Annotated in this window: 23 protein-coding genes; 16 read left to right on the plus strand and 7 right to left on the minus strand. The window is 68.9% G+C overall.

What is annotated here, in order from left to right; genetic code table 11:
• Nucleotides 1-27: 27 nt before the first annotated feature.
• Genes ACYVKI_RS10965 through tmk form a run of 3 tightly spaced genes read right to left on the minus strand, consistent with a single transcriptional unit; the run spans nt 28 to nt 3,546 of the window.
• Nucleotides 28-1,593, minus strand: a complete 1,566-nt coding sequence (locus ACYVKI_RS10965) for an alpha/beta hydrolase (protein ID WP_460690383.1) — start codon at nt 1,591-1,593, stop codon at nt 28-30.
• 14 nt (nt 1,594-1,607) lie between these two features.
• Entirely contained in the window at nt 1,608-2,822 is a 1,215-nt protein-coding gene (locus tag ACYVKI_RS10970; RefSeq protein WP_460690384.1) for a DNA polymerase III subunit delta', read from the minus strand.
• Complete coding sequence (gene tmk, locus ACYVKI_RS10975) at nt 2,815-3,546, minus strand: dTMP kinase (protein WP_460690385.1); 732 nt, start codon at nt 3,544-3,546, stop codon at nt 2,815-2,817. The genes ACYVKI_RS10970 and tmk overlap by 8 nt, the downstream gene beginning before the upstream one ends.
• A 124-nt stretch (nt 3,547-3,670) precedes the next feature.
• Here tmk and ACYVKI_RS10980 point away from each other — a divergent pair, with 124 nt between their 5' ends.
• The 3 genes from ACYVKI_RS10980 to ACYVKI_RS10990 all read left to right on the plus strand — a co-directional run bounded on the left by ACYVKI_RS10980 (nt 3,671) and on the right by ACYVKI_RS10990 (nt 6,112).
• On the plus strand, nt 3,671-4,918 hold the full coding sequence (locus ACYVKI_RS10980) for a trans-sulfuration enzyme family protein (protein WP_460690386.1): 1,248 nt from the start codon (nt 3,671-3,673) through the stop codon (nt 4,916-4,918).
• Between the two features lie 9 nt (nt 4,919-4,927).
• Nucleotides 4,928-5,260: a DUF2516 family protein gene (locus tag ACYVKI_RS10985; RefSeq protein ID WP_460690387.1), complete on the plus strand. Its 333-nt coding sequence runs from the start codon at nt 4,928-4,930 to the stop codon at nt 5,258-5,260.
• A gap of 105 nt (nt 5,261-5,365) precedes the next feature.
• Nucleotides 5,366-6,112 carry a phosphoglyceromutase gene (locus ACYVKI_RS10990; RefSeq protein WP_460690388.1) on the plus strand — a complete coding sequence of 249 codons (747 nt, stop codon included), beginning with the start codon at nt 5,366-5,368 and terminating at the stop codon, nt 6,110-6,112.
• Nucleotides 6,113-6,149: 37 nt separating this feature from the next.
• Here the strand turns inward: ACYVKI_RS10990 and phoU are convergent, their stop codons facing one another.
• Complete coding sequence (gene phoU / locus ACYVKI_RS10995; RefSeq protein ID WP_460690389.1) at nt 6,150-6,809, minus strand: phosphate signaling complex protein PhoU; 660 nt, start codon at nt 6,807-6,809, stop codon at nt 6,150-6,152.
• 243 nt (nt 6,810-7,052) lie between these two features.
• Between phoU and ACYVKI_RS11000 the strand changes: the two genes are divergently transcribed.
• From ACYVKI_RS11000 to ACYVKI_RS11055, 12 genes are all read left to right on the plus strand, one after another.
• Entirely contained in the window at nt 7,053-8,300 is a 1,248-nt protein-coding gene (locus ACYVKI_RS11000; protein WP_460690390.1) for a sensor histidine kinase, read from the plus strand.
• A complete protein-coding gene (locus ACYVKI_RS11005; RefSeq protein WP_460690391.1) occupies nt 8,297-8,977 on the plus strand; it encodes a response regulator in 681 nt (226 codons plus the stop codon). Before ACYVKI_RS11000 ends, ACYVKI_RS11005 begins: the two co-directional genes overlap by 4 nt.
• Nucleotides 8,978-9,116: 139 nt before the next feature.
• A complete protein-coding gene (gene purH / locus ACYVKI_RS11010) occupies nt 9,117-10,787 on the plus strand; it encodes a bifunctional phosphoribosylaminoimidazolecarboxamide formyltransferase/IMP cyclohydrolase (RefSeq protein ID WP_460690392.1) in 1,671 nt (556 codons plus the stop codon).
• Nucleotides 10,788-10,899: 112 nt separating this feature from the next.
• On the plus strand, nt 10,900-12,234 hold the full coding sequence (gene mgtE / locus ACYVKI_RS11015; protein ID WP_460690393.1) for a magnesium transporter: 1,335 nt from the start codon (nt 10,900-10,902) through the stop codon (nt 12,232-12,234).
• Between the two features lie 130 nt (nt 12,235-12,364).
• Nucleotides 12,365-14,587, plus strand: coding sequence for an NADP-dependent isocitrate dehydrogenase (locus tag ACYVKI_RS11020; RefSeq protein ID WP_460690528.1), 2,223 nt, complete (start codon nt 12,365-12,367; stop codon nt 14,585-14,587).
• A gap of 161 nt (nt 14,588-14,748) precedes the next feature.
• On the plus strand, nt 14,749-15,666 hold the full coding sequence (locus ACYVKI_RS11025) for a D-isomer specific 2-hydroxyacid dehydrogenase family protein (protein ID WP_460690394.1): 918 nt from the start codon (nt 14,749-14,751) through the stop codon (nt 15,664-15,666).
• Nucleotides 15,667-15,756: 90 nt separating this feature from the next.
• Nucleotides 15,757-16,290 (plus strand): gamma carbonic anhydrase family protein, encoded by a 534-nt coding sequence (locus tag ACYVKI_RS11030; RefSeq protein WP_460690395.1) that lies wholly within the window; start codon nt 15,757-15,759, stop codon nt 16,288-16,290.
• Nucleotides 16,291-16,374: 84 nt separating this feature from the next.
• Nucleotides 16,375-16,635 (plus strand): hypothetical protein, encoded by a 261-nt coding sequence (locus ACYVKI_RS11035; protein ID WP_460690396.1) that lies wholly within the window; start codon nt 16,375-16,377, stop codon nt 16,633-16,635.
• Nucleotides 16,636-16,758: 123 nt separating this feature from the next.
• On the plus strand, nt 16,759-17,595 hold the full coding sequence (locus ACYVKI_RS11040; protein ID WP_460690397.1) for a hypothetical protein: 837 nt from the start codon (nt 16,759-16,761) through the stop codon (nt 17,593-17,595).
• A 71-nt stretch (nt 17,596-17,666) separates the two neighbouring features.
• Nucleotides 17,667-18,599 (plus strand): hypothetical protein, encoded by a 933-nt coding sequence (locus tag ACYVKI_RS11045; protein ID WP_460690398.1) that lies wholly within the window; start codon nt 17,667-17,669, stop codon nt 18,597-18,599.
• Nucleotides 18,600-18,871: 272 nt separating this feature from the next.
• Nucleotides 18,872-19,063 carry a hypothetical protein gene (locus ACYVKI_RS11050; RefSeq protein ID WP_460690399.1) on the plus strand — a complete coding sequence of 64 codons (192 nt, stop codon included), beginning with the start codon at nt 18,872-18,874 and terminating at the stop codon, nt 19,061-19,063.
• A 482-nt stretch (nt 19,064-19,545) separates the two neighbouring features.
• The gene (locus tag ACYVKI_RS11055) at nt 19,546-19,863 is read left to right on the plus strand and encodes a hypothetical protein (RefSeq protein ID WP_460690400.1); all 318 of its coding nucleotides are present in this window, start codon (nt 19,546-19,548) and stop codon (nt 19,861-19,863) included.
• A gap of 142 nt (nt 19,864-20,005) precedes the next feature.
• Here the strand turns inward: ACYVKI_RS11055 and ACYVKI_RS11060 are convergent, their stop codons facing one another.
• Both ACYVKI_RS11060 and ACYVKI_RS11065 read right to left on the minus strand, forming a co-directional pair.
• Complete coding sequence (locus ACYVKI_RS11060) at nt 20,006-21,469, minus strand: catalase (protein ID WP_460690401.1); 1,464 nt, start codon at nt 21,467-21,469, stop codon at nt 20,006-20,008.
• Nucleotides 21,470-21,557: 88 nt separating this feature from the next.
• The gene (locus ACYVKI_RS11065; protein ID WP_460690529.1) at nt 21,558-22,016 is read right to left on the minus strand and encodes a Fur family transcriptional regulator; all 459 of its coding nucleotides are present in this window, start codon (nt 22,014-22,016) and stop codon (nt 21,558-21,560) included.
• A gap of 170 nt (nt 22,017-22,186) precedes the next feature.
• Between ACYVKI_RS11065 and ACYVKI_RS11070 the strand changes: the two genes are divergently transcribed.
• Nucleotides 22,187-23,215 (plus strand): LacI family DNA-binding transcriptional regulator, encoded by a 1,029-nt coding sequence (locus tag ACYVKI_RS11070; RefSeq protein ID WP_460690402.1) that lies wholly within the window; start codon nt 22,187-22,189, stop codon nt 23,213-23,215.
• On the opposite strand, the gene ACYVKI_RS11075 is transcribed toward ACYVKI_RS11070, so the two are convergent.
• Entirely contained in the window at nt 23,178-24,581 is a 1,404-nt protein-coding gene (locus ACYVKI_RS11075) for a glycoside hydrolase family 32 protein (RefSeq protein WP_460690403.1), read from the minus strand. The two genes, ACYVKI_RS11070 and ACYVKI_RS11075, sit on opposite strands and share 38 nt — an antisense overlap.
• Nucleotides 24,582-24,630: the final 49 nt, after the last annotated feature.

The raw sequence follows: 24,630 nt of genomic DNA on the forward strand, positions 1-24,630 counted from the left end.
CGGGTCCAGCACCGCTGCGGACCGGGCTCAGCACTGCTGCCGGCCGGCGAACAGCTCGCCGGTGAGCAGGTAGGAGTCCACGATGTCGGTCACGCAGGCGTTCCCCGGCCGGTAGGCCAGGTGCCCCTCACCCTCGTAGACCAGCAGCGAGGAGTCTTCCACCATCTCGTGCATGTCCTCTGCCCACTGCACCGGGGTCGCCGGGTCTCCCGTGGTGCCCATGAACAGGATGTCCTCCACGCCGTCGAGTTGCGGCTGGCCGGGTTCGCCGACCGGTCCGACCGGCCATTCGGAGCAGAGGATGCCCGAATGCCCCAGATAGGGCCCGAACGTCGGGGCCGCCTCGACCCTCTCCTCATACTCGGCCTCGATGGTGTCGAGATCCTCGGAGACCGGGTGGTCCAGGCACATGATCGCTCGGAAGGCCAGCTGGCTCTTCCATCCGTAGCTGCCGTCGGGCTCGCGGCCCGCGGCGAGGTCTGCCCACTGCTGGAAGGAGGAGAGATCGTCCTGCTCCAGGGCCTCGGTGAGGGCCCTGGTGAGCATCGGCCACCCGCCGGAGAAGTACATCGGCTGGATGAATCCGCTGACCAGGACGCTCACCGAGACGACGCGGCCGTCGTCGGCCTCCCACGGCTCCTCGGAGACCTGCTCGAAGAGGTCCGCGACGGCGTCGACGACGTCCTGGGCCTCCCCGTCCACCGGGCAGTCGCTCTGCGTGGCGCACCACTCGGCATAGGCGTGCAGCGCCTCCTCGAAACCCACCGCCTGGTCCAGGGAGAGCTCGTGGTCGCTCAGCGAGGTGTCCATCATGCCGTCGAGCACGAACCGGCCCACCGAGGCGGGATGCTGTTCGGCGTAGGCGATCCCCAGATGGGTGCCGTAGGAGAATCCGAGATAGTGCAGCTGCTCCTCGCCCAGGGCGACCCGGATGATGTCCATGTCCCGGGCGGCGGAGACGGTGTCCACATGGCCGAGCACCTCCCCGGTGTTCTCCAGGCACTGCTCGCCCAGCCAGCGGGCGTCCTCGCGGGCCTGCTCGACGGCCGCCGCATCGTCGAGCTCCTCGTCGGCCTCGGAGACCTGCTTGCGGTTCTCGTCCATCTGGTCGTCGGTCAGACATTCCACCGGAGCGGAGCGGTGCACCCCGCGCGGATCGAAGCCGACGACGTGGTGGTTCTCCAACAGTTCGGGGGTGAAGAAGTAGCGGAGATCCTCGGCCACGGCGTCGTACCCGGAGACTCCGGGACCGCCCGGATTGGTCAGCAGGTGCGGGGCGTCCGGCCCGCCGGTGTCGGAGCTGATGATCTGGATCTCGAGGGTCTCTCCATCGGGGTCCGCGTAGTCCAGAGGCACCTCGACGGTGGCGCACCGTGCCGATCCCTCACAGTCCTCCCAGTGCAGCTCCTGCTCGTAGAACCGGGAGTAGGCGGGGTCTGCGGCGAAGCCGCGCCCCTCGGCGGCCGGTCCGGTCTCCTCCTCCGCAGCGGGGGCCTCCTCCGGGGAGTCCAGGGGCACGCAGCCGCTGAGCAGCAGAGAGGCGGCGCCGACTGCGGAGAACGCGCGCCGGCGACGTCGAGACGTGGTCTCCATGATGGGGCTTCCCTTCAGCGGCGGTGATCCTCGACAGGCAGGAAGGACATCATCAGCGCCTCCATGGCCAGCAGCGGAGGCACGTTCTGCCCGATGCGCCGGCGCGCGGCGCTGATCGCATCCAGGCATCCCAGCGCGTGCTCGGGGCTCAGGCTCTCCGCGTGCTCGGTCAGCTCGGCGCGCAGATGATCATTGATCAGCTCGACGCCGGCGGAGAGCTTCAGGCTCAGCACGTCGCGGTAGACGGCGGTGAGGTCGATCAGGGCCCGGTCCAGGGAGTCGGCCACCGCGCGCTTGGCCCGGCGGGTGTTCTCCTCCTCGAGCCGTTTGAACTGGCTGCGCAGCTTCGGGGGGATCTTCTCCTCGGCCTCGAGGCCGAGAGATCGGCGCAGGGCCGCCTGCTCCTGGGCCAGCCGAGCCTCGGCGGTGGACTCGGCGTCGGCCTGGGTCATCTCCACCAGCTTCCCGGCGGCCTGGACGGCGTCGGTGGAGCTGCGCACCCGCAGCGGCAGGGTGACCACGTCCTCGCGACGACGGCGGACCTCCGGGTCCTGGGCGAGCCGACGGGCCACTCCCACATGGTTCTGCGAGACCCGGGCGGCGAAATGCGCCTGCTGGGCGTTGAGGCCGTCGCGGGCCACCAGCAGCTCGGCGACCGCCTCGGCCGGCGGGATGCGCAGGCTCATCATCCGGCACCGGGAGTGGATGGTCACCAGCACATCGGCCGGGCTGGGTGCACAGAGCACCCAGATGGTGTGCGGAGGAGGCTCCTCGATGGCCTTCAGCAGCACGTTGGTGGCCCGCTCGGTCATCCGGTCGGCATCTTCGACGACGATCACCCTCCAGCGGGTGCCCTGCGGCCGGTCCTGGGCCGTGGTGACCAGCTCGCGGACGTCTTCGATGCGGTAGCTGACGTTCTCCGTGGAGACCAGCTTCACCGACGGGTGGGTCCCGGAGACGATGAGGCGGCAGGTGTGGCAGGAGCCGCAGCCGCGAGCCTGTGGTGCCTGGGCCTCACAGTTCAGTGCGGCGGCGAAGGCGCGGGCGGCGTTGGACCGGCCCGAGCCCGGGGGGCCGGTGAACAGCCACGCGTGGGACGGGGAGGGGGAGGCCACTGCACGACGCAGCTGATCCACCACAGGTTCCTGACCGACGAGCTCGCCGAAGACCGCGGGCAGCTCCGTGGGGGCGCCCGCGGCTTCAGGGGGCGCCGTCGTGCTCTCAGGCATCGTCGACCTCCTCGGACAGATCAGCGGTGTGCGGATCAGCGGTGTGCGGCTCAGCGGGGGACGTCGCCGTGGGGGAGGACAACAGTCCGGCGACCCGGACGCGGATCTGCTGGTGGACCGTCTCGGCGTCCTGGCCGGCGTCGATGATCAGGTAGCGTTCCGGCTCGCTCGTCGCCCGCGCCAGGAACGCCTGCCGGATGCGGGCGCGGAACGCGTCGTCGGCGGACTCCATGCGATCCCCGGGGCCGCCGTCGCGGCCGGTGCGTCGCTGCTGGGAGATCTCCGGGTCCACGTCGAGCAGGATGGTCAGGTCCGCCTGCAGTCCGCCGGTGGCCCAGCCGTTGATCTCGGCGACCTTCTCTGCGCCCAGCCCGCGCCCGACGCCCTGATAGGCGACGGAGGAGTCGATGTAGCGGTCGCAGAGCACCGTGGCCCCGGAGCGCAGGGCGGGGCCGATGTGTTGGGCGACATGGGCGGCCCGGGAGGCGGCGAAGAGCAGCGCCTCGGTGCGCGGATCCACCTCTCCCTGGCCGTGGTCCAGCACCAGGGAGCGGATGCGCTCGCCGATGGGGGTGCCGCCCGGTTCGCGGGTTCGTCGGCAGGCCACGCGGCAGGACCGCAGCCAGGCCTCCAACAGGTCCAGCTGGGTCGTCTTGCCGGCGCCGTCGCCGCCCTCGACGACGATGAACGCTCCGCGGGTGCTCCCGAGCTCGGTCTGTGTCACGCGGGCCAGCCTATCGGCTCCCGCTGACGACTTCGTCGTCCTGCGGCCCGCCGACGTCTCACACCATGAAACCGGCTCGCGGAGGTGGTGCCGCCCCGCGGGGGGTTCGGCTACGGTGTCGGATGTGACTGACGAACGCACCTATCTCGTGTCCGGAGGCCGCGGCGCCCATGAAGGGGGCGCCCCGGTGAGCCCCTCGGTGGACTTCACCTCCACTTACCGCTACCGCCCCGGCGGGGAGAACCGGTGGGACTACGCGCGGGAAGGTGTCCCGTCCTGGGAGCCGCTGGAGGAGCTGCTGGCCCAGCTGGAGGCCGGCACCCGGCAGGGGCACCGCGGAGACGGGTTCGTCACCACCGCCGAGGAACATCCGGTCCCAGTGCTGCCGGGGCTGCTGTTCTCCTCCGGAATGGCCGCAATCTCCGCGGTGATGCATCTGCTGCCTCCCGGCGGACACCTCATTCTGCCGCGACACAGCTACATGGGCTTCTCCACGCTGGCCCAGCAGATGGCTGACCGAGGACTGCTCACCCTGCATCGTGTCGACATCGCCGAGACCGAGTCGGTGCAGACCACCATCGCCGATGTCGCCACCCTCGCCCAGGCCCAGGACGCCCCGGTGATGCTGTGGGTCGAGTCCCCCACCAACCCGATGCTGGAGGTCGCCGACCTGCCCGCCCTGCTCGCTGAGGCGAAGCGGCGCGGCATGGTGACGGTGGTGGACAACACCTTCGCCACGCCGCTGCGGCAGCAGCCGCTGAAGCACGGGGCCGACGTCGTGGTCCATTCGGTGACGAAGTTCCTCGCCGGTCACTCGGACCTCATCATGGGTGCGGCGATCACCGCCGACGAGGAGCTGCATCGTCGGCTGCACGAGCACCGCACCCTGCACGGCGCGATCCCCGGCCCCATGGAGGTCTTCCTGGCGCTGCGGGGAGTCCGCACGCTGGCGGTCCGGCTCGACGTCGCTGAGTCCAACGCGGCAGAGCTCGCCCGGCGCTTCGCTGCGCTGCTGCCCACCGGGGAGACCCCGCTGCGGGGAGTCCGCTACCCGGGGCTGGAGACCCATCCGCAGCACGCGCGCGCCGCCGCGCAGCTGGGCGGCTTCGGTGCCATCCTCACCATCGAGCTGCCCGACGCCGCCTCCGCCGACGCGGTGCTGGATCACCTGAGCCTGTGGACCCCGGCCACCAGTCTCGGCGGCGTGGAGTCCCTGGCCGAGCGCCGTCGCCGGCACAGCACGGAGCCGGAGACCGTCCCGGACGGGCTGATCCGGCTGTCGGTGGGCATCGAACATGTCGACGATCTCTATGAGGACCTGCTGCAGGCCCTGCGGCTGGTCGCTTCGGAAAACCGCGACGAGAACCGATAGCATCGACACATGCAACCGATTTTCGCGCCCCAATGTTTCGGCGGCGGCAGCTTCATGAATATGGCTGTGTGCTTCGACATCCTCTGGCTACAGCCCTTGTTCGGATTGGTGTGTCTCGCGGTTGCCGGCTACGCGCTGTTCAAGGTCCTGCCCAAAGATGCCCAGCGCTTCGATATGGCGTTCAAACGCACCAAGGGCTTCTGGTTGGCGATGACAGGTGGTGCCGTCCTGATGTGCTTCTTTGGGGTCATGGCCGGCGCGTTCAGCCTCCTGTTCCCTGCGATCGGCGCGACCATGGCCGCCGTCTACCTGGCCGACGTCGAGCCCGCCGTCTCTGAGTGAGCCGGATGAGCTGACGCGATCGCCGTTCCACTCCGCGCCCGCTGACGTGCGCCCTGACCACCGACGTTCCACCACACATCACGCATCGGAAGGGATCACCGCCAGATGAGCTATGACCTCATTCTGCTCCGCCACGGACAGAGCGACTGGAACCAGAAGAACCTCTTCACCGGCTGGGTGGACGTGCCGCTCACCGACCAGGGCCGTGCCGAGGCCGCCCGCGGCGGGGAGCTCCTGGCCGAGAACGACCTGCTGCCCGACGTCGTCCACACCTCGCTGCTGCAGCGGGCCATCACCACCGCCCACCTGGCGCTGGAGGCCGCCGACCGCCTGTGGATCCCGGTGACCCGGGACTGGCGGCTCAACGAGCGCCACTACGGCGCCCTGCAGGGCAAGGACAAGTCTCAGGTGCGTGAGGAGTACGGCGAGGAGCAGTTCATGACCTGGCGCCGGTCCTATGACACCCCGCCGCCTGAGCTCGACGCCGACGACGAGTTCTCGCAGGTCGGCGACCCCCGCTACGCGGACCTCGGAGACGCCGCCCCGCGCACCGAGTGCCTGGCCGACGTCGTGGAGCGTTTCCTCCCCTACTGGGAGTCGGCGGTGATCCCGGACCTGAAGGCCGGCAAGACGGTGCTGCTGGCCGCGCACGGCAACTCGCTGCGTGCCCTGGTGAAGTACCTCGACGGCATCAGCGACTCCGACATCGCCGGGCTGAACATCCCCACCGGCATCCCGCTGCACTACCGGCTCGACGACGACTTCAGGCCGCTCACCGCCGGAGGCACCTACCTGGACCCGGAGGCCGCGAAGGACGCCATCGAAGCGGTGGCGAACCAGGGCAAGAAGTGACGAGCTGACCGTGGGCCGCTGAAGACCCCCGCCGGGCTCACTCGGTGGGGGTCTTCGCGTCCCATTCGCCGGTCACCAGGTAGGCGACCTTCCTCGCCACGGAGACCCCGTGGTCGCCGAAACGCTCGAAGAAACGGCTGGCCAGCGTACAGTCCGCCGTGGTGGCGGCTGAGGCGTCCCAGTCGTCGGCGGCGAGGAGCCGGAACACCGAGGCGTGGAGCTCATCGATCGCCGCGTTCTGCGCCGCGATCTCCTCGACCAGTGTGAGATCCCGGGTCTGCAGCAGCTGCACGACCTTCTCGGCCACCTGCTGGGCGTGGTCGGCCATCGCCGCGAAGACCGGCTTCAGCTGGTCCGGGGCGACATGGTCGGGGTACCGCAGGCGCACCAGCTGACCGATGTGCCGGGCGAGGTCTCCCATGCGCTCCAGGGAGGTGCTCATCCGCAGCGCACCCACGATGGTGCGCAGATCGGAGGCGACCGGTCCCTGCAGCGCCAGCAGATCGATGGCACGTTCGTCCAGGTCGACCTGCAGGCTGTCGATCCGCTGGTCGGCGGTGATGACCTCTTCCGCCAGCTGCAGGTCAGCGGTCTCGAAGGCCCGGTAGGCCTTGCTCGACGCCTGCGAGACCAGGGTGGAGATCTCGATCAGCTGTTCACCGAGGTTCTGGAGGTCTTCCTGAAAGAGCTTGCGCACAGCGGACGGATCCTTTCGTCGTGGGGGCGGTCGCGGCAGCGCCGCACAGGCACCGGGACGTGCCGGAGGAATCCGGGGAGTCCTGCCGGATGGGCTGCCGACCGTCCCGACGCCTCAGGCTCGCCGAGGCACGTGAACAGGGACACATGTGCCAGCCGACGGCCAGGTGAACGCTGGCTGAATCCCTGTCCGGTCCGAGGTCCCACGGCGACGAGCGCGGGGACATATGCCTAAGCTGTACTCGTGGACTCCCTGCTCATCGCCATCTCCTCCGGTCTGGTCGGCCTGCTCCTCGGCATCGCCGGGATGCATGCGTTCCGGGTGAGCGAGCTGCAGCGCGCGGCCGGGATCGACGTCGACGAGCCGACCATGCCCGCCGGCGCCACCGAGGTGCTCGCCTCGCTGGGACTGGCCTACATCGTCGTCGACACCGTCGACGGCGTGGTGCGGGCGAATCCCGCCGCCTACGCCTTCGGACTGGTGCGCGGCCACACCGTGGTGCACCAGGAGCTGCTGGAGCTCACCGCCCGGGTGCGCGCCGACGGCGTCATCATCGACCAGGACCATGAGCTGCCGCGCGGCCTCCAAGGGGAGTCGAGCATCGTGGTGCACCTGCGGGTGGCGCCGTTGGGGGACGAGTACATCCTGATCCTCGCCGATGACCGCACCGAGTTCTCGCGGACTCAGGCGGTCCGCCACGACTTCGTGGCCAATGTCTCCCACGAGCTGAAGACCCCGGTGGGGGCGATCTCCCTGCTCACCGAAACGATCGAGGACGCCGCCGACGACGAGGAGGCGGTGCGGCACTTCGCCCAGCGGCTGCAGCGCGAGTCGTCCCGGCTGGCCGCGCTGGTCCAGGACATCATCGAGCTCTCCCGGGTGCAGGGGAAGAACGTGGTCCACACCGGCCGGCCGGTGGACCTGGGGAAGGTCATCTCGGAAGCGGTGGACCGGTCCAAGCTCCCGGCCGAGGCGAAGGACATCGCCATCCGGGTCGGAGGCTCTCTGCCGCGCGCGGTCCACGGGGACCACGATCAGCTGACCATGGCCTTCCGGAACCTCATCGACAACGCCGTCCGCTATTCGCCGGAGGGGACGCGCATCGGCGTCGGCCTCTCGTCGAGGGACGGCATCGCCCAGGTGACGATCACCGATCAGGGCATCGGCATCTCTCCGGAGGATCAGGAGCGCATCTTCGAGCGCTTCTACCGGGTCGATGCCGCTCGTTCGCGCCAGACCGGGGGGACCGGGCTGGGGCTGAGCATCGTCAAACATGTCATCACCAACCACGGGGGAGAGGTCTCCCTCTGGTCCCAGCAGGGCAGAGGATCCACGTTCACCGTGCGCATCCCGGAGCTCGAGGAGGGCCAGGGGCCAGGTGAGCCGCAGGACGGCGCACCGGCCGACAGCGCACCGGCCGACGTCGGCGGCCCCCGTGCTTCTCATCAGCAGCCCGGACGCGCTCGCGCCGGTGAAGGAGGAACAGCGTGACCAGGATTCTCATCGTCGAAGACGAGAGCTCGTTCTCCGAGGCTCTGTCATACACCCTGCAGAAGGAGGGGTATGACGTCTCGGTCGCCGACGACGGCCTGCGCGCCGTGGAGCTCTTCGACAAGGTGGGCGCCGACCTGGTGCTGCTGGACCTGATGCTGCCCGGGCAGCCGGGCACCGAGGTGTGTCGGCAGATCCGGCAGCGGTCCAACGTGCCGGTGATCATGCTGACGGCGAAGGACTCGGAGATCGACAAGGTCGTGGGCCTGGAGCTCGGTGCTGACGACTACGTGACCAAGCCGTACTCCTCCCGGGAGCTGCTGGCCCGTGTCCGGGCGGTGCTGCGTCGGCATGTGGACACCGAGGTCGACGACGCCTCCACCGTCGCCGCCGGGCCGGTGCGCATGGACGTGGAGCGGCACACGGTGGAGGTGAGCGGGGAAGCGGTGAGCCTGCCGCTGAAGGAATTCGAGCTGCTGGAGATGCTGCTGCGCAACTCCGGTCGGGTGCTGACCCGCGGCCAGCTCATCGACCGGGTGTGGGGCTCGGACTACGTCGGCGACACCAAGACCCTGGATGTGCATGTGAAGCGGCTTCGCGCGAAGATCGAGCCGGACCCTTCGCAGCCCACCCACCTGATCACGGTGCGCGGCCTGGGGTACAAGTTCGACGAGTGAGGTGACGCGTCGGCGGGGCGCGCTAGACTGATCAAGGCCTGTCGCGCCCGGAGCCGAGGTGCGTGAGGCCGCCGTGCCCCGCAGCGGCGGGACCCGCAGCGGTCCTGCCCTCCAGCCGTGTCGGAGAGAAGGAGCGTGCGTGTCCAACGTGCCGAACACCTGTCCCAGCCCTGAGAAGACCTCCTCCGCCGAACGGCGCCCCATTCGGCGTGCCCTCATCTCCGTCTATGACAAGACCGGTCTGACGGAGCTGGTCCAGGGGCTGGACGCCGCCGGGGTCGAGCTGGTCTCCACCGGTTCCACGGCGAAGCGCATCGCCTCCGCTGGGGTGCCGGTCACCGAGGTCTCCGAGGTCACCGGCTTCGCCGAATGCCTGGACGGCCGGGTGAAGACGCTGCATCCGCGCGTGCACGCCGGCATCCTGGCCGACCGCCGCCGCGAGGATCATCAGGCCCAGCTCGAGGAGCTTCAGATCGATCCGTTCGACCTGGTGGTGGTCAATCTGTACCCGTTCGCGGAGACGGTGGCCTCCGGCGCCTCGGAGGATGAGATCGTCGAGCAGATCGACATCGGCGGGCCGTCCATGGTCCGTGCCGCGGCGAAGAACCACGCGTCGGTGGCCGTGGTGGTGGATCCGCTGCGGTACGGCGACGTCGTCACCGCCGCGGAGGAGGGCGGCTTCACCCTGCCCGTCCGCCAGCGTCTGGCGGCGCTGGCCTTCGCCCACACCGCCGCCTATGACACCGCCGTCGCCCGGTGGACCTCCCAACAGTTCGACGACGACTTCGACGCCGCCTCGGTGCCGTCCCCGCCGGTCTCGCCCGAGGACAAGGCGCTGCAGTTCCCGCCCTATGCGGGGCTGGCCCTGGAGCGGATCACCGGGCTGCGCTACGGAGAGAACTCGCACCAGCCGGCCGCGCTGTACGCGGAGAGCCACGCTGCTCCCGGCCTCGCCCAGGCGCAGACCCTGCACGGCAAGGCGATGAGCTACAACAACTACGTCGACGCCGACGCGGCGGTCCGCACCGCCTATGACTTCGCGCAGCCGGCGGTGGCGATCATCAAGCACGCCAACCCCTGCGGTGTGGCGGTGGGCGAGACGGTGGCCGAGGCGCATCGTCGCGCCCACGCCTGTGATCCGCTCTCGGCCTTCGGCGGAGTGATCGCGGCGAACCGTCCCGTCACCGCGGAGATGGCCTCCACCGTGTCGGAGATCTTCACCGAGGTCGTGGTGGCTCCGGACTTCGAGGACGAGGCACTGGCGATCCTGACCCGGAAGAAGAACATCCGTCTGCTGCGGCTCCCTGACGGGCACCGGCGGGACCGCGTGGAGTACAAGCAGATCTCCGGCGGCATGCTGCTGCAGGCTTCGGACGCTCTCCACGCTGACGGCGACTCTCCCCGAGCGTGGAAGCTGGTCGCCGGTGAGGCCGCCGACGACGCCACGCTGGCTGACCTGGACTTCGCCTGGCGGGCGGTCCGTTCGGTGAAGTCCAACGCCATCCTGCTGGCCCGTGAGGGCGCCACAGTGGGCATCGGCATGGGCCAGGTCAACCGTCTGGACTCCTGTCGGCTGGCAGTGCAGCGGGCCAACACGCTGGCCGGTGACGGTGTGGACCGGGCCCGGGGCTCGGTGGCCGCCTCGGACGCGTTCTTCCCCTTCGCCGACGGGCTGCAGAGCCTGATCGCCGCGGGGGTGCGTGCTGTGGTGCAGCCGGGCGGCTCGCAGCGTGACCAGGAGGTCGTCGACGCCGCCCAGGAGGCCGGACTGACGATGTACCTCACCGGTGCGCGACATTTCTTCCACTGATCTGACGGGCAGAGCGCCCGTCAGTGTGTGAGCAGGGCCCCGGTGCAGGGAGGTCCGGCTCGCAGGCGGCGACCACTCATCGGTGCGAACACCCTCGGAAGGGGTGAAGTCAGTGTCAGAGAAGCTGGATGAACTCGCAGACCTGGTCCGCCATGATCGGATGAGCGAGCTGCGCGAGGCCCTGAACGATTATCCGATCGGCGAGATCGTCGATTTCCTGGAGCGCCTCGGGGTGCAGGATCGCGCGGTGGCCTTCCGCCTGCTGCCCAAGGACCAGGCGGTCGAAGTGTTCGACCTGCTGGACCAGGCGCTGCAGCACGAGATCATCGAGGGTCTCAAGGACGTCGACGTCGCACTGTACTTCGATTCGCTGGATCCGGATGACCGTGTCCGGCTGATGGATGAGATGCCGGCTTCGGTGGCGCGGAAGATGATGCGCCATCTGGATCCGCGCGAGCGCAGCCTGACCAACATCGTGCTGGGCTACCCGTCGGGGACGATCGGACGTCAGATGAGTCCGGAGTTCGTCGCCCTTCCGGAGCACTGGACGGTGGAGCAGGCGATGGAGAAGATCCGTCGGGCAGGTGACGAGGCCGAGACCCTCTACACGCTGCCGGTGGTCGACCGGCAGCGGCTGCTCAAGGGCGTGGTCTCACTGCGCGACCTGGTCTCCGCCGATTCCGAAGACACCATCGAGTCTCTGCTCACCGAGGTCGATTCGGTGGACGTGGACCATGACGCCGAGGATGCCGCTCGCCTGTGCGCCGATCGGAAGCATCTGGCGATGCCGGTCACGGACTCCGAGCACCGTGTGGTGGGGATCTTCACAGTCGACGACGCTTTGGACATCCTGGAGCGGGCCGAGTCGGAGGACGCGGCCCGCCATGGTGGTGCCGAGCCGCTGCATCGCCCCTATCTCTCCACGCCGGTGCTGACGATCATGCGTTCGCGCATCGTCTGGCTGCTGATCCTGGCGGTGGGTGCGACGTTGACCGTGCAGGTCCTCGACGTCTACGAGGAGACCCTGGAGGCGGTGGTGGTCCTGGCCCTGTTCGTCCCGCTGCTGATCGGCACGGGAGGCAACACGGGCAACCAGGCGGCCACCACGGTCACGCGTGCGTTGGCGCTGGGCGATGTCACCACCCGGGACGTGTTCAAGGTCTTCTGGCGCGAGATCCGGGTCGGGCTGACCCTCGGCTCGGTGCTGGGCATCCTCGGGTTCCTGCTGGTGAGCTGGCGCTGGGAGTGGCATGTGGGGGCGGTCATCGGACTCACTCTGCTGGCCATCTGCACATTGGCCGCCTCCGCCGGAGGGCTCATGCCGATCCTGGGCAAGAAGCTCGGGGCGGATCCGGCGGTGTTCGCGAACCCGTTCATCTCCACCTTCGTGGATGCGACCGGGCTGATCATCTACTTCGTCATCGCCCGTGCCGTGTTGGGGATATGACCGCCGGGCGGCTCCGCTGCGAGACTCCGGGCCCGGAGTCCGCGATGACACGGATGCGGCCCGCCGCCTGTCCTCCGGTAGATTTGGACCGTTGACCCTGACCACAGACCTCGAGGGAGATCACGCGCCGATGGCCAAGATCATCTACACCCACACTGACGAAGCGCCGCTGCTGGCGACCTACTCGTTCAAGCCCATCGTGGAGGCCTTCGCCTCGACCGCAGGGGTGGAGGTGGAGACCCGGGACATCTCGCTGGCCGGACGGGTCATCTCCCAGTTCCCCGATCATCTGACCGACGAGCAGCGCGAGTCCGACGCGCTCGCCGAGCTGGGTGAGTTGGCCAAGACCCCTGAGGCCAACATCATCAAGCTGCCCAACATCTCCGCCTCGGTGCCGCAGCTGAAGGCCGCGATCGCGGAGCTGCAGTCTCAGGGCTACGCCCTGCCGGACTACCCTGAATCCCCCTCCACCGAGGAGGAGAAGGACATCCGTGCCCGGTACGACCGGGTGAAGGGCTCTGCGGTGAACCCGGTGCTGCGAGAGGGCAACTCCGATCGTCGCGCCCCGGAGTCGGTGAAGGCCTACGTGCGGGCGAATCCGCACCGCATGGGGGAGTGGACGGCTGAGTCCAAGACCAATGTGGCGACCATGGGCGCCGACGACTTCGCCTCCAACGAGCAGTCGGTGGTCCTGGAGTCGGAGGACACCTGCAGCATCCGGCTGGTCACCGAGTCCGGAGAGACGGTGGTGCTGAAGGATGAGCTGCCCCTGCAGGCCGGCGAGGTCCTCGATGCCACCGTGATGCGCGCGGCCGCCCTGGACCAGTTCCTGGCCGCCCAGGTGGCCCGTGCCAAGGAGGAAGGGGTGCTCTTCTCCGCCCACCTGAAGGCCACCATGATGAAGGTCTCGGACCCGATCATCTTCGGCCACATCGTCAAGGCCTACTTCCCGGAGCTGTTCGAGACCTACGGCGAGCAGCTGGCCGAGGCCGGCCTGTCCGCCAACGACGGCCTGGCCTCGATCCTCTCCGGCGTCGAGGACCTCGACGCTGAGGTCGCCGAGGGTGTGAAGGCGCAGATCGAGAAGGGCCTGGCCGAGGGTCCGCGGCTGGCGATGGTCGACTCAGACCGCGGCATCACCAACCTGCACGTGCCCTCCGACGTCATCGTCGACGCGTCCATGCCGGCGATGATCCGCAACGGCGGCCACATGTGGGGGCCGTCGAACGAGCAGGACGACACTCTGGCCGTCATCCCGGACTCCTCCTACGCGGGGGTCTACCAGGCGGTGATCGACGACTGTCGCACGCACGGGACTCTGGACCCGGCGACGATGGGCACGGTGCCCAATGTCGGCCTGATGGCGCAGAAGGCCGAGGAGTACGGCTCCCACGACAAGACGTTCGAGATCCCGCGGAGCGGCACCGTGCAGGTGCTCACTTCCTCGGGGGAGGTGCTGATGGAGCACCGGGTCGAGGCCGGCGACATCTGGCGTGCCTGCCAGACCAAGGACGCCCCGATCCAGGACTGGGTCAAGCTGGCGGTCACCCGTGCCCGCGAATCGGGGGCCCCGGCGGTGTTCTGGCTCGACTCGGAGCGCGCCCACGATGCCCAGCTGATCGCCAAGGTGGAGAAGTACTTGGGCGACCACGACACCGCGGGCCTGGACATCCGGATCCTGAACCCGGTCGAAGCCACGAAGCTGTCCATGGAGCGCATCCGCCGCGGCGAGGACACCATCTCGGTGACGGGGAACGTGCTGCGTGACTACCTGACCGACCTCTTCCCGATCCTGGAGCTGGGCACCTCGGCGAAGATGCTGTCCATCGTGCCGCTGATGGCCGGTGGCGGCCTGTTCGAGACCGGCGCGGGCGGGTCGGCGCCGAAGCACGTCCAGCAGCTGGTCCAGGAGAACTATCTGCGGTGGGACTCCCTGGGGGAGTTCTTCGCGCTGGTGCCCTCCCTGGAGAAGTACGCCGAGCAGGCGGACGCCCCGCGGGCGAAGGTGCTGGCCTCCGCGCTGGACCGCGCCACTGCCACCTTCCTGATGGAGAACCGCTCCCCGGGGAGGAAGCTGGGCACGATCGACAACCGCGGCTCGCACTTCTACCTGGCTCAGTACTGGGCCCAGGAGCTGGCTCAGCAGAGCGAGGACGTCGGCCTGGCGGAGGTCTTCGGACCCGTCGCCGAGCAGCTGGTCTCCCAGGAGGAGCAGATCCTCGCCGAGCTCACCGGGGTGCAGGGCCAGTCGGTGGAGCTGGACGGCTACTACCGGCCGGATGGCACCAAGGCCGCCGAAGCGATGCGCCCCTCGGCCACGCTCAACGGGATCGTCGATGGTCTGAAGAGCTGAACCATCGCGGCTGAGCGAGGCTCGGCCAGGAGCAGCATGAAGGGTCCGGCATCCTGAGGGAGGCCGGGCCCTTCGCGTTTCCCCGTAGGATGGTGAGCTGACACACCGTCGGTGCATCGTCGACGGCGGCACCGACCCCCAGTCGATGGGACGGAGATACTGTGACATCACGCATCCACCTGCTCCCCGACGGCGAGCCGGAGCTGATCGCTGGCCTGCAGGACCAGGGGGCCGAGATCGTCGGCGCCTGGGAGCAGCCGACCGCCGTGGTGGTGACCGGCATGTTCAAGAGTTTCAACCTGGAGGAGATCCTCGAGCACAACCCCCAGGTCGAGTGGGTGCAGCTGCCCAGCGCCGGCATCGAGAAGTACGGGGAGATCCTGCGGCGCTTCCCCGACCGGCTGTGGACCTCGGCGAAGGGGGCCTACGCGCTCCCGGTCGCTGAGCACGGGCTGCTGCTCACCTTGGCGGCGCTGCGCGGGCTGAAGGCTCGGGCGCAGGCGACCAGCTGGGGCGACGAGGGCGGCATCTCGCTGCACGGGCTGCGCTGCGTGGTGCTCGGTGCCGGAGGAGTGGCGGCCGAGCTGGTCCGGCTCTACAAGGCCTTCGACACCCACGTCACCGTGGTGCGCCGCACCTTCGGGCCCATGGACGGCGCGGACCGCACCGTCACCCAGGACCGGCTGGACGAGGTGCTCGACGGCGTCGATGTCCTGGCTCTGGCCGCCGCGGTCACCCCGGCCACCGAGCACATCATCGGTGCCGAGCAGCTGGAGCTGCTGGCCGACGGGGCGGTGCTGGCCAATGTCGGGCGCGGCCGGCTGATCGATCACCAGGCCCTGGAAGGGGCGCTGCGGCGCGGCACGCTGCGCGGGGCCGGGCTGGACGTCACCGAACCCGAGCCGCTGCCCGAGGGACACCCGCTCTGGGAGCTGGAGAACTGCCTGATCACACCGCATACGGCCGACACCAAGGCCATGGTGATCCCGCTGCTGCGTGAACGCATCCTGGAGAACCATCGTAGACTGCGCGACGCCGAGCCTCCGGTCGGCGTCGTCGACCCGGCCCAGGGGTACTAACCCGGGGTACTAACCCGGGGTACTAACCCGGGGTACTGACCTGCTTCCACCGTCCGGAGAACGACCATCCCGATCAGAGAGGACCGGAACATGGCACATATCCTCACCGTGAAGGGCAGGACCCCGTCCATCGGGGCCGGCGTCTTCCTCGCACCGACGGCCGCCGTCACCGGCGACGTCGTCATGGAGCCCGACTCCTCGGCGTTCTACGGCGTCTCGGTCCGCGGAGACTCCGCCCGGATCACCGTGGGATCCGGGAGCAACCTGCAGGACAACGTGGTCCTCCACGCCGATGAGGGCTTTCCGTGCACTGTGGGCGCCGGGGTCTCAGTCGGCCATGGTGCCGTGGTGCACGGCTCCACCGTGGGTGACGGCAGCCTGATCGGCATGGGGGCGACGCTGCTGAACGGTTCGGTCATCGGGGAGCAGAGTCTCGTCGCAGCCGGGGCCCTGGTGCTGGAGGGCACCGAGATCCCCCCGCGCTCGCTGGTGGCGGGGGTCCCCGCGAAGGTCCGCCGGGACCTCAGCGAGGAGGAGATCGCCGGTCTGGGGAACAACGCCGAGGTCTACCTGGGGCTGAAGGACGCCCACAGCCACGCCGAGCCGGCCTCGCGGACTCCCTGAGACCGGTCAGTAGGCACCCTCCTGCGCACTCAGGAGGGGCTGGCCCTGGACCTGCTGACCGAGGAGGCACGCGAGGAGTTCGGCATGGGGGAGCGGCTGGACCGTGATGGTCGGGCCGCCGTGCGGACGCCGATGCAGGGGTCGGCGCAGAAGAACGGAGGGTTCTCCGCGGCACGGCCCAGCCGACTGTCGGGTCCCCCGGTGGAGGGGCCCTCTGGCCCCGCGCAGGTCACCGCCGCCGACGCCCGGCGTGACGGGGACTGTCTGCGGCAGCATGTAGCGACGCTCAGTCAACGGCATCGCGAGTCGCCCGAGCTGAGCTGGGGTGAGCCCCGCCTGGTCTGAGACGCGTCCAGGTCACATTGAGGCGGACGCCAGGATCCGTCAGTATAGTCACGCTCCGGACCACCCTGTGCTGAAGCCGGGTGATCCGCCGGAATCCTGCCCCAGCTGCTGAGAGGCCCGATCATGAAGCCCACTGCGCTGACCGGCCTGGTGATCGTCGGGACGGTGATGCTCGCCTCCTGCGGGGCGAATCCCTTCACCGGCGAGGACCAGGACGTCCCCGACGCCGACACGGCCGCCGAGGCCGAGGTTCCCACCTTCGCCGAGATCCAGGAACCGATGTGGGAGGCGATGCTCTCGGCCGAGACCGTCACCATCGAGGGGCAGGTCGAGGCCGGCGAGGCGGACCTGGACGAGCTGTTCGAGGAGATCGACGAGGACGCCGTCGGAGACATCATCCTCACCGGCGCGTTGGACGGCAGGGACTCGGAGATGAGCTATTCCGTCGGGGAGGGCAACACCTTCACCCAGCGGATGGTCGACGGCGTGGAGTATCACCGGGGTGAGGACTTCGGCTCGCTGCTGTACCGCCAGCTCGATGATGAGGTCGCCGCGGCGGTGGAGCCGGAGCTCATCGAGGAGCTGGTCGCGGACCAATGGGTCGAGTTCTCCGCCGACGGCTCCGCCTCGATCTTCTCCGCTCAGGACTTCCTCACCATCTGGGAACGCGAGGTGGCAGAGGAGGACCTCGACGACGTCACCGGTGTCCGGGAGACCAGGGATGGCGAAGAGGTCTACGTCTACGCCGAGGAGGACGGCGAGGCCGAATATGTGGTGGCCGCCTCCGGACCGCCCCATCTGCTGGAGCTGCGCGATGAGGACAGCCGGTACACCTTCACGGAATGGAACGTCGCCGACACCCCTGAGGAGCCGGAGAACGTCATCACTCTGGATGACATCTTCGACGCCATCGCTGAGCAGCAGGGCTGGCCGACGGATGACGACGGCGCCGACGGCTGATGGGCTCGCGTGCTCACCGGACCTCACACGACGGAACAGAGGAACCAACGACCGCCTGAAGGAGACATCACATGACGGAGGAGAGGCACGCCGCCGCGGTCTCGACGACGGTGAAGACGCTGGGCATCATGGGCATCTCGCTGCTGACGCTGACCGCCTGCGTCGGGATCGAGGAGGAGGCCGGGCAGCAGGATGCCGGCCAGCAGGACGTGGACCCCGACGGGGCTGAGGACCAGGGCGACGAGCCGGACGAGATCGCCGAGGATGACGCTGCCGACGCTGACGAGGTTGACGAGGTTGACGAGGCGGACGAGGCGGACGATGACCCAGGCGACGCTCCGGAGATCACGGATATCGAGGACGATCTGTGGCGCGCCATGGAGGAGGCCGAATCCGTGGTGCTCGAGGTGGACATCCCGGCCGACGAGGCGCAGGTGGAGGGACCGGAGCAGATCGACGCGGAGGAGGGCGAGCGGTTCACGCAGCACTTCTCCGGCCAGATGGACGGCTCGGGCCTGATCATGCGTCAGGAGTTCGGTGGTGAGGCGACCGAGATGATCACCTTCGAGGACGCGACCTATGTGCGCGGCGAGGATGAGCTGGCGGCTGTCGCGGAGCAGTTCCCGGGGGAGATCGATGAGGACGAGCTCGCCGAGGAGTTCGAGGGGAAGTGGGTGGACTACTCGGACGTTCTTCCAGAGGGTTTCACCATCACCGCCGAGATCGATGACTTCCGCCGCAGTCTGGAAGACGGCGGTGGCTTCGGTGAGCTTGAAGGGCAGACGGAGACCCGCGAGGGTGAAGAGGTCTGGGTCTACACCGATGACCTCCGGGAGCTGGTGATCCGCGCCGGAGAAGAACCGGTGCTGCTCTCCGTCCAGGCGGAGAGTGAGTCCGGTCGCATCGAGATGCATCTCAGCGATTGGAATGCCGCTGAGGAGCCTGAGCGTCCGGCGGAGGAAGACATCCTCTCCATGGAGGATCTGGAGGACATCCTGGGCTGAGGACCTGCGCAGTGCACGCGGTCTGGGGAGTTGGCGTCCAGCTGGCATTCAGGCAAGGCGTGATCTGGGCGATAACCTGAACGCTTCATGTGAGTGGCCTCATAGTATCTGCAGAAAGCCTTTGCAGAGCTTTCATTCAGGGAAGGTCTGTGGTGAGAATGGAGGCGAGTCATCTGGTCGAGGCAGGTCACTGCCGCAGAACGGTCAGATCAGGTGACCGGCGGAAAGTCCGCAATGCATCCATAATGCACCTGGACGGAGGTACTGATCCTATGGTTACCACCGACGACAACAAGCTTCGCTCTCTGGCCGCCGCAATCGGAGTCGGCTCCCTGGCGTTGTTCGGCGTGACTGCCTGTGACACCAATGGGGACACCGGCGACGAGGACCCGGCGATGGAGGAAGAGGAGGGTCTGGAAGAGGACCCGGCTGAGGACCCGATGGAGGAGGAAGAGGAGGGCTGATCCCTCTTTCGTCCCCCGCCTGACGGTTCCGGCGAGGGCCTCGCCCTCGCATCGGACTCTCATGCCCCGACGCGGGCCCGCAGGTCTGTCTATGGCAGACCGGATCTGTGGGCCTGGAACGGCCCCGGTGATGTGCATCGATGTGCATGTCACCGGGGCCGTTCTGTGTGCCTGGCCGGGGTGCTCGCGCGGTGGGGCACAGGAGCTCTCGGCGCAGCGCATCGGGGAGTCATCCAGCCTCTGACCAGGCAAAGGGTGGAACATGGGTAAGTGCTCAAAGGCTCGTAAGAACTTCCCGTGAGTTGCGCGAAAAGGCCGCTCTCAGCTTTCGCGGGACCTGACGGCTATGTCCATGATGGTCTCAAGCCGCCCGAGACGGCACTGCGGTTCGCAGACGAGAACCCCATGTCGGGCGGCCGAGAGAGAATCGCGGAGAGTCCGCGGAGCATCACTTGCGATGCGAGAACACGGAGGTGCACATCATGGCTGCAACCGACGCACACAAGCTTCGTTCCCTGGCCGCCGCGGTCGGAGTCGGCTCGCTGGCTCTGTTCGGCATCACGGCCTGCGACACCGAGGGAGAGGCTCCCGAGGACGCTCCGATCGAGGAGGAAGGCGCTCCGGAGGAGGGTGCTCCCGAGGAGGACCCGGCGGATGAGGGTCTCCCGGAGGAGGACCCGGCTGAGGAGGACACCGGCTTCGAGGACGACCCGGCTGAGGATGACGTCGAGGGCGGTCTCGAGGACGACGGTGGACTCGAGGACGACGGTGCCGAGGAGGAGGACGGCCTGGACGGCTGATCCCGCTCGGCGGGTGCGTCGGAGTCTGACTGACGCACCCTCCTCACCGACAGGAGGCCCCTGCCCCGGCATCATGCCGGAGCAGGGGCCTCCTGTCTGTGCATGCCCGCTGACGCGGAGCACGCGATCCGCGCGGCGCGGATCAGCCGTTGTTCACGGCGTCCTCGATGCGCTGGCCGACCTGCGCGTCGATGTTCTTCCAGTATTGGAAGGCGTTGGACAGAACCGGCTCGCGCACGCCGTCCAGGGCGCCGGAGACGGTCTCCACCAGGCGGTCCCGGGCGGCGTCGTCGAAGACCTCACGCACCAGGATGCCCGGCTGGGTGAAGTCGTCGTCCTGCTCGCGCAGGGTGTAGGCGGAGCGGACCAGCTCGCCGTCGGCCTCCCAGCCGTTGTCCACCGGCCCCTGCTCGTCGGACCAGGACGAGCCTTCCACAGTGTTCGGGGCGTAGACGGGCTTGTCGCCGCTGTGGTCGTACCACATGTTGCCCTCGAAGTTGTAGGAGTGGACCTCGTTCTTGGGGCGGTTGACCGGCAGCTGCTGGAAGTTGGTGCCGATGCGGTAGCGATGGGCGTCCGCATAGGCGAAGTTGCGGCCCAACAGCATCTTGTCCGGGGAGTTGCCGGTGCCCGGGACCATGTTGGCCGGCGAGAACGCGGCCTGCTCGATCTCCGCGAAGAAGTTCTTCGGGTTGCGGTTCAGGGTCAGCGTGCCGACCTTGATGCGCGGGTAGTCCGCCTGCGGCCAGGTCTTGGTCAGGTCGAACGGGTTGATCTTGTAGGTCTTGGCGTCCTCGTACGGCATGACCTGGACGTACAGCGTCCAGCTGGGGTGCTCGCCGCGGGCGATGGCGTCGAAGAGGTCACGACGGTGGAAGTCGGCGTCGGCGCCGGCCAGCTTCTCGGCCTCGTCGTTGGTCATCGTGTCGAAGCCGGCGTCGTTGATGAAGTGGTACTTCACCCAGAAGCGCTCGCCGTCGGCATTGTTCCACTGGTAGGTGTGGGAGCCGTAGCCGTTCATGCGGCGCCAGGTGGCGGGCAGGCCACGGTCGCCCATCAGGTAGGTGACCTGGTGGGCGGACTCGGGGTTCTGGGTCCAGAAGTCCCACTGCATGTGGGCGTCGCGCAGGCCGGAGTCCGGGAGGCGCTTCTGTGAGCGGATGAAGTGGGGGAACTTCATGGGGTCGCGGACGAAGAACACCGGGGTGTTGTTGCCGACGATGTCGAAGTTGCCCTCATTGGTGTAGAACTTCAGCGCGAAGCCGCGCACGTCGCGCCAGGTGTCCGGGGAGCCGAGCTCGCCGGCCACAGTGGAGAAGCGCAGCAGGGTTTCGGTGGTGCGGCCCGGCTGGAAGACGTCCGCCTTGGTGTACTGCGAGACGTCTTCGGTCACCTCGAAGGTGCCGAAGGCTCCGGCCCCCTTGGCGTGGGGGCGGCGCTCCGGGACGTTCATCCGGTTGAAGTGCGCCAGCGTCTCCACCAGGTGGTGGTCATGCAGCAGCAGCGGGCCGTCCGGTCCCACACTCAGCGAGTGGCGGTCGCTGCCCGCGGGGATGCCGGCCTGGGTCGTCGACCCGGTGGCGTTCGGGGTGTTGCCAGTGGTCATCACTGTTCCCTTTCTCTTCTACTTGGGTGTTTCTCGGGTGGAGGCAGGTCATGGGACCGCTCGGCGGCGGTCGGGACCGCCGAGGCGCTCAGCGGGCGGCCGGCACCTCGGCGGGAGAGGGCGTGGCCTCCTGGCGGGCGGCGCAGTCGTCGCAGATGCCGCGGAAGACGACGTCGGCGACCTCCACGGTCATGCCCAGGCCGGGAGGTGGCTGTAGGCAGGGCGCCTCGCCGTGGACGCATTCGACGTCCTCGATCCGCCCGCAGACGGTGCAGATCGCGTGATGGTGGTTGTCATGGGTCCGCGTCTCGTAGCAGGCGGGGGAGCCCGGCGGGTCGAAGCGCCGCAGCAGCTCATGGGCGGTCAGATCATGCAGCACGGTGTAGACGGACTGCACGGTGATCTCCGGGAGCTGCTCGGTGACCTTGGCGTGGATGGCCTCCGCCGGACGGTGCGGCTCCTGCGCGACGGCGTCGAGCACGGCCAGGCGCTGACGGGTGACGCGCAGTCCGCGGTCGCGCAGCTGGGAGGCCCAGTCGGTCGTCATGGTCACGAACACCAGTCTGCCCTAGATCTGAGTGATTCACAATAAAGCGCCGCCGACTCGTCGGCCGGTGTGCATCCGCAGGTCAGGCCGCAGCCGACCCGTGGCCTCCTGAGGAGCGCGTCCGGCCCGCCGCTAGACTGGTCCCGAAGTCACAGGGATGAGGAGGCCACGTGGAACGAACAGGGCGTCGACGTGTGAGTGCGTCCGATGTGGCCGCCCGGGCCGGGGCGTCGCGCAGTGCGGTCTCCCTGGTGCTCAACGGGCGTGCCGACGGGAACGTCGCCCCAGCTCTGCAGGAGCGCATCCGGGCCGCCGTCGAGGAGCTGGGCTACATCCCGCAGAGCGTCGGGCAGTCGCTGCGCAGCCGCAGCACGCGCACCATCGGGATCATCACCGACGAGATCGTGACCTCGCCCTTCGCCGGGGGCATCATCAGCGGGGCCGACGCCGTGGCGCGGGAGTCCGGCTATATGGTCATGGTGGCCGATACGGAGGGTGAGGAGGCGCGCATCGGACGGATGTGCGAGGTCTTCTTCGCCCGCAACGTCGACGCGCTGATGCTCGCGACCGGGGGGCTGGTCACCGTGGACCCGGCGGAGACGTTCTTCTCAGCGCCCGCGGTCCTGGCCAACTGCCTCGATCCTGCGCGGCGCGCTCCCGCCGTGGTCGCCGATGAGGCCGCCGGATCGGTGCAGGCGGTGCGTCACCTGCTGGAGCTGGGGCACCGGGACATCGCGCTGCTCTGCGGCACCGAGGACTCGCCGGCCACAGCGCTGCGCCGCGAGGGATTCCTGCAGGCCGCCGGAGACGTGAGGCATCGGGTGCTCCCGTGCGGCTGGGAGATCGCCGAGGGCTACCGCGCCGCCGCCGTGCTCCTCGACGACGACGTTCCGCCCACCGCCGTGCTGGCCTCGAACGACCGTACGGCGGTGGGCGTGCTGCTCGCCGCGGCCCACCGTGGCGTCGACGTGCCCGGTGAGCTGTCCGTGGTCGGCGTGGACGACCAGGCGCATGTGGCCGCGCAGGTGGTGCCGGCGCTGACCACGGTGGCGCTGCCCCACCAGGGCATCGGGCGCCGTGCCATGGAGATCCTGCTCTCCGGGAACTCCACGGCCGACACGCAGGCGCCTCATGAGCCGGAGCTGCTCGCCACCGAGCTGATCAGGCGGGACTCCACGGGCGCAGCGCCCACCAGGTGACGGCTGCGCCGTCGGAGCTCAGCTCCCACTGCTGATCCGCCGCGGGCTCGACCCGCAGCGTGCAGGCCGGCCCGTCCTCCCGGCAGACCTCGATGATGGACCGGTCGATCACGATCCGGGAGGCCGGGCCGGAGAAGACCGTCTCGGCCCGTTCCTGTCCCGCCGGCGTGTTCGTGAGCATCCGCAGCGTCACGGAGGTCGGAGCCGCCGCAGAGCCAGGGGGCTCGATGACGACGTCGCAGGCGTCCGGAAGGACGACGTCGCCGTCATCGGAGCGGTGGGCCGGACCCTGACGCCAGCCCGCGCATTCGGCAGCGGGGTGGCTGACCAGGGCACCGTCGCGCAGCGTCAGTTCACGGGGCCAGGTGAGCAGGCCTCGCCATCCGGCGGCGTCGCTGACCTCCTGGGGACGGAGGTCTCGCGCCCACCCGATCATCACCGCCCGGTCCGGCTCGGCGAGGATCTGCGGGGCGTAGAAGCTGGGGCCCTCATCGACCGCCGAGGTGCCGACGATGCGCAGCGTGGGCAGAGCGGCGGAGGCGCCGTCCGACCCGGGGTCTGCGGGGTCGGGGTCTGCGGGGTCGGCGTCCTCGATCTCGAGCAGCAGGGCCTGCGTGTCGCCGAGCTCGTGGCCGCCGTCGTCCGTGCGGTGCCAGCGCGAGACGATCAGCACCCAGAGTCCGGGGTCGGCCAGCCGTACCAGCTGAGGGCACTCCCAGATGTCGGCGTCCACGGCGTCGGGTGCCTGGCCCGAGCTGAGCCACACCCCGTGGTAGGTCCACTGGTCCAGATCCGTGGCGTCGTAGAGCAGGATCGCGGCCTGCCCGTCGGCCAGCCCGGCCCCTTGCAACGCCCAGCGTCGGCCGCCGATCGTCACCAGGAAGGGGTCCCGGACTCCGATGACCCGTTCGTCCTCGGGCAGGCCCGCCGCCACATGACGCTCCTGCGACCACTCGCTCAGATCCGCGGATCCGCGGGCCAAAGTCACTTCCGAGGCGTTCTCGATGCCCTGGACCCCGCTGTAGACCGCCACGGGCGTGCCGTCGTCCTCGAAACCCATGACCCCGGACCAGCATCCGGCGCGGTCCGGACCGTCCACGGTGGGGGTCAGCGCCACCGGCTCCTCGGTCCAGTCCACGAGGTTCGGCGAGGAGAGGTGGCCCCAATGGATCCGGTCATGTTGAGCGGAGTACGGGTTGAACTGGAAGAACACGTGCCAGACGCCGTCGACGCGGCACAGCCCGTTGGGATCGTTCAGCCAACCCGCCGCCGGCCGGGGGTGTGCCACGGGAAAGGCCGGATCCGGATGTGGTGCCCTGTCTCCGTGGGTGGACTGTCGGGCGGGGTTCTGGGGGGTGACGGACATCGGGTCCTTTCGAGAGTTCGTCGTCGGAGAGGCTGTCGTCTGCAGTGGG

The organism is Nesterenkonia suensis (genome assembly GCF_054782935.1).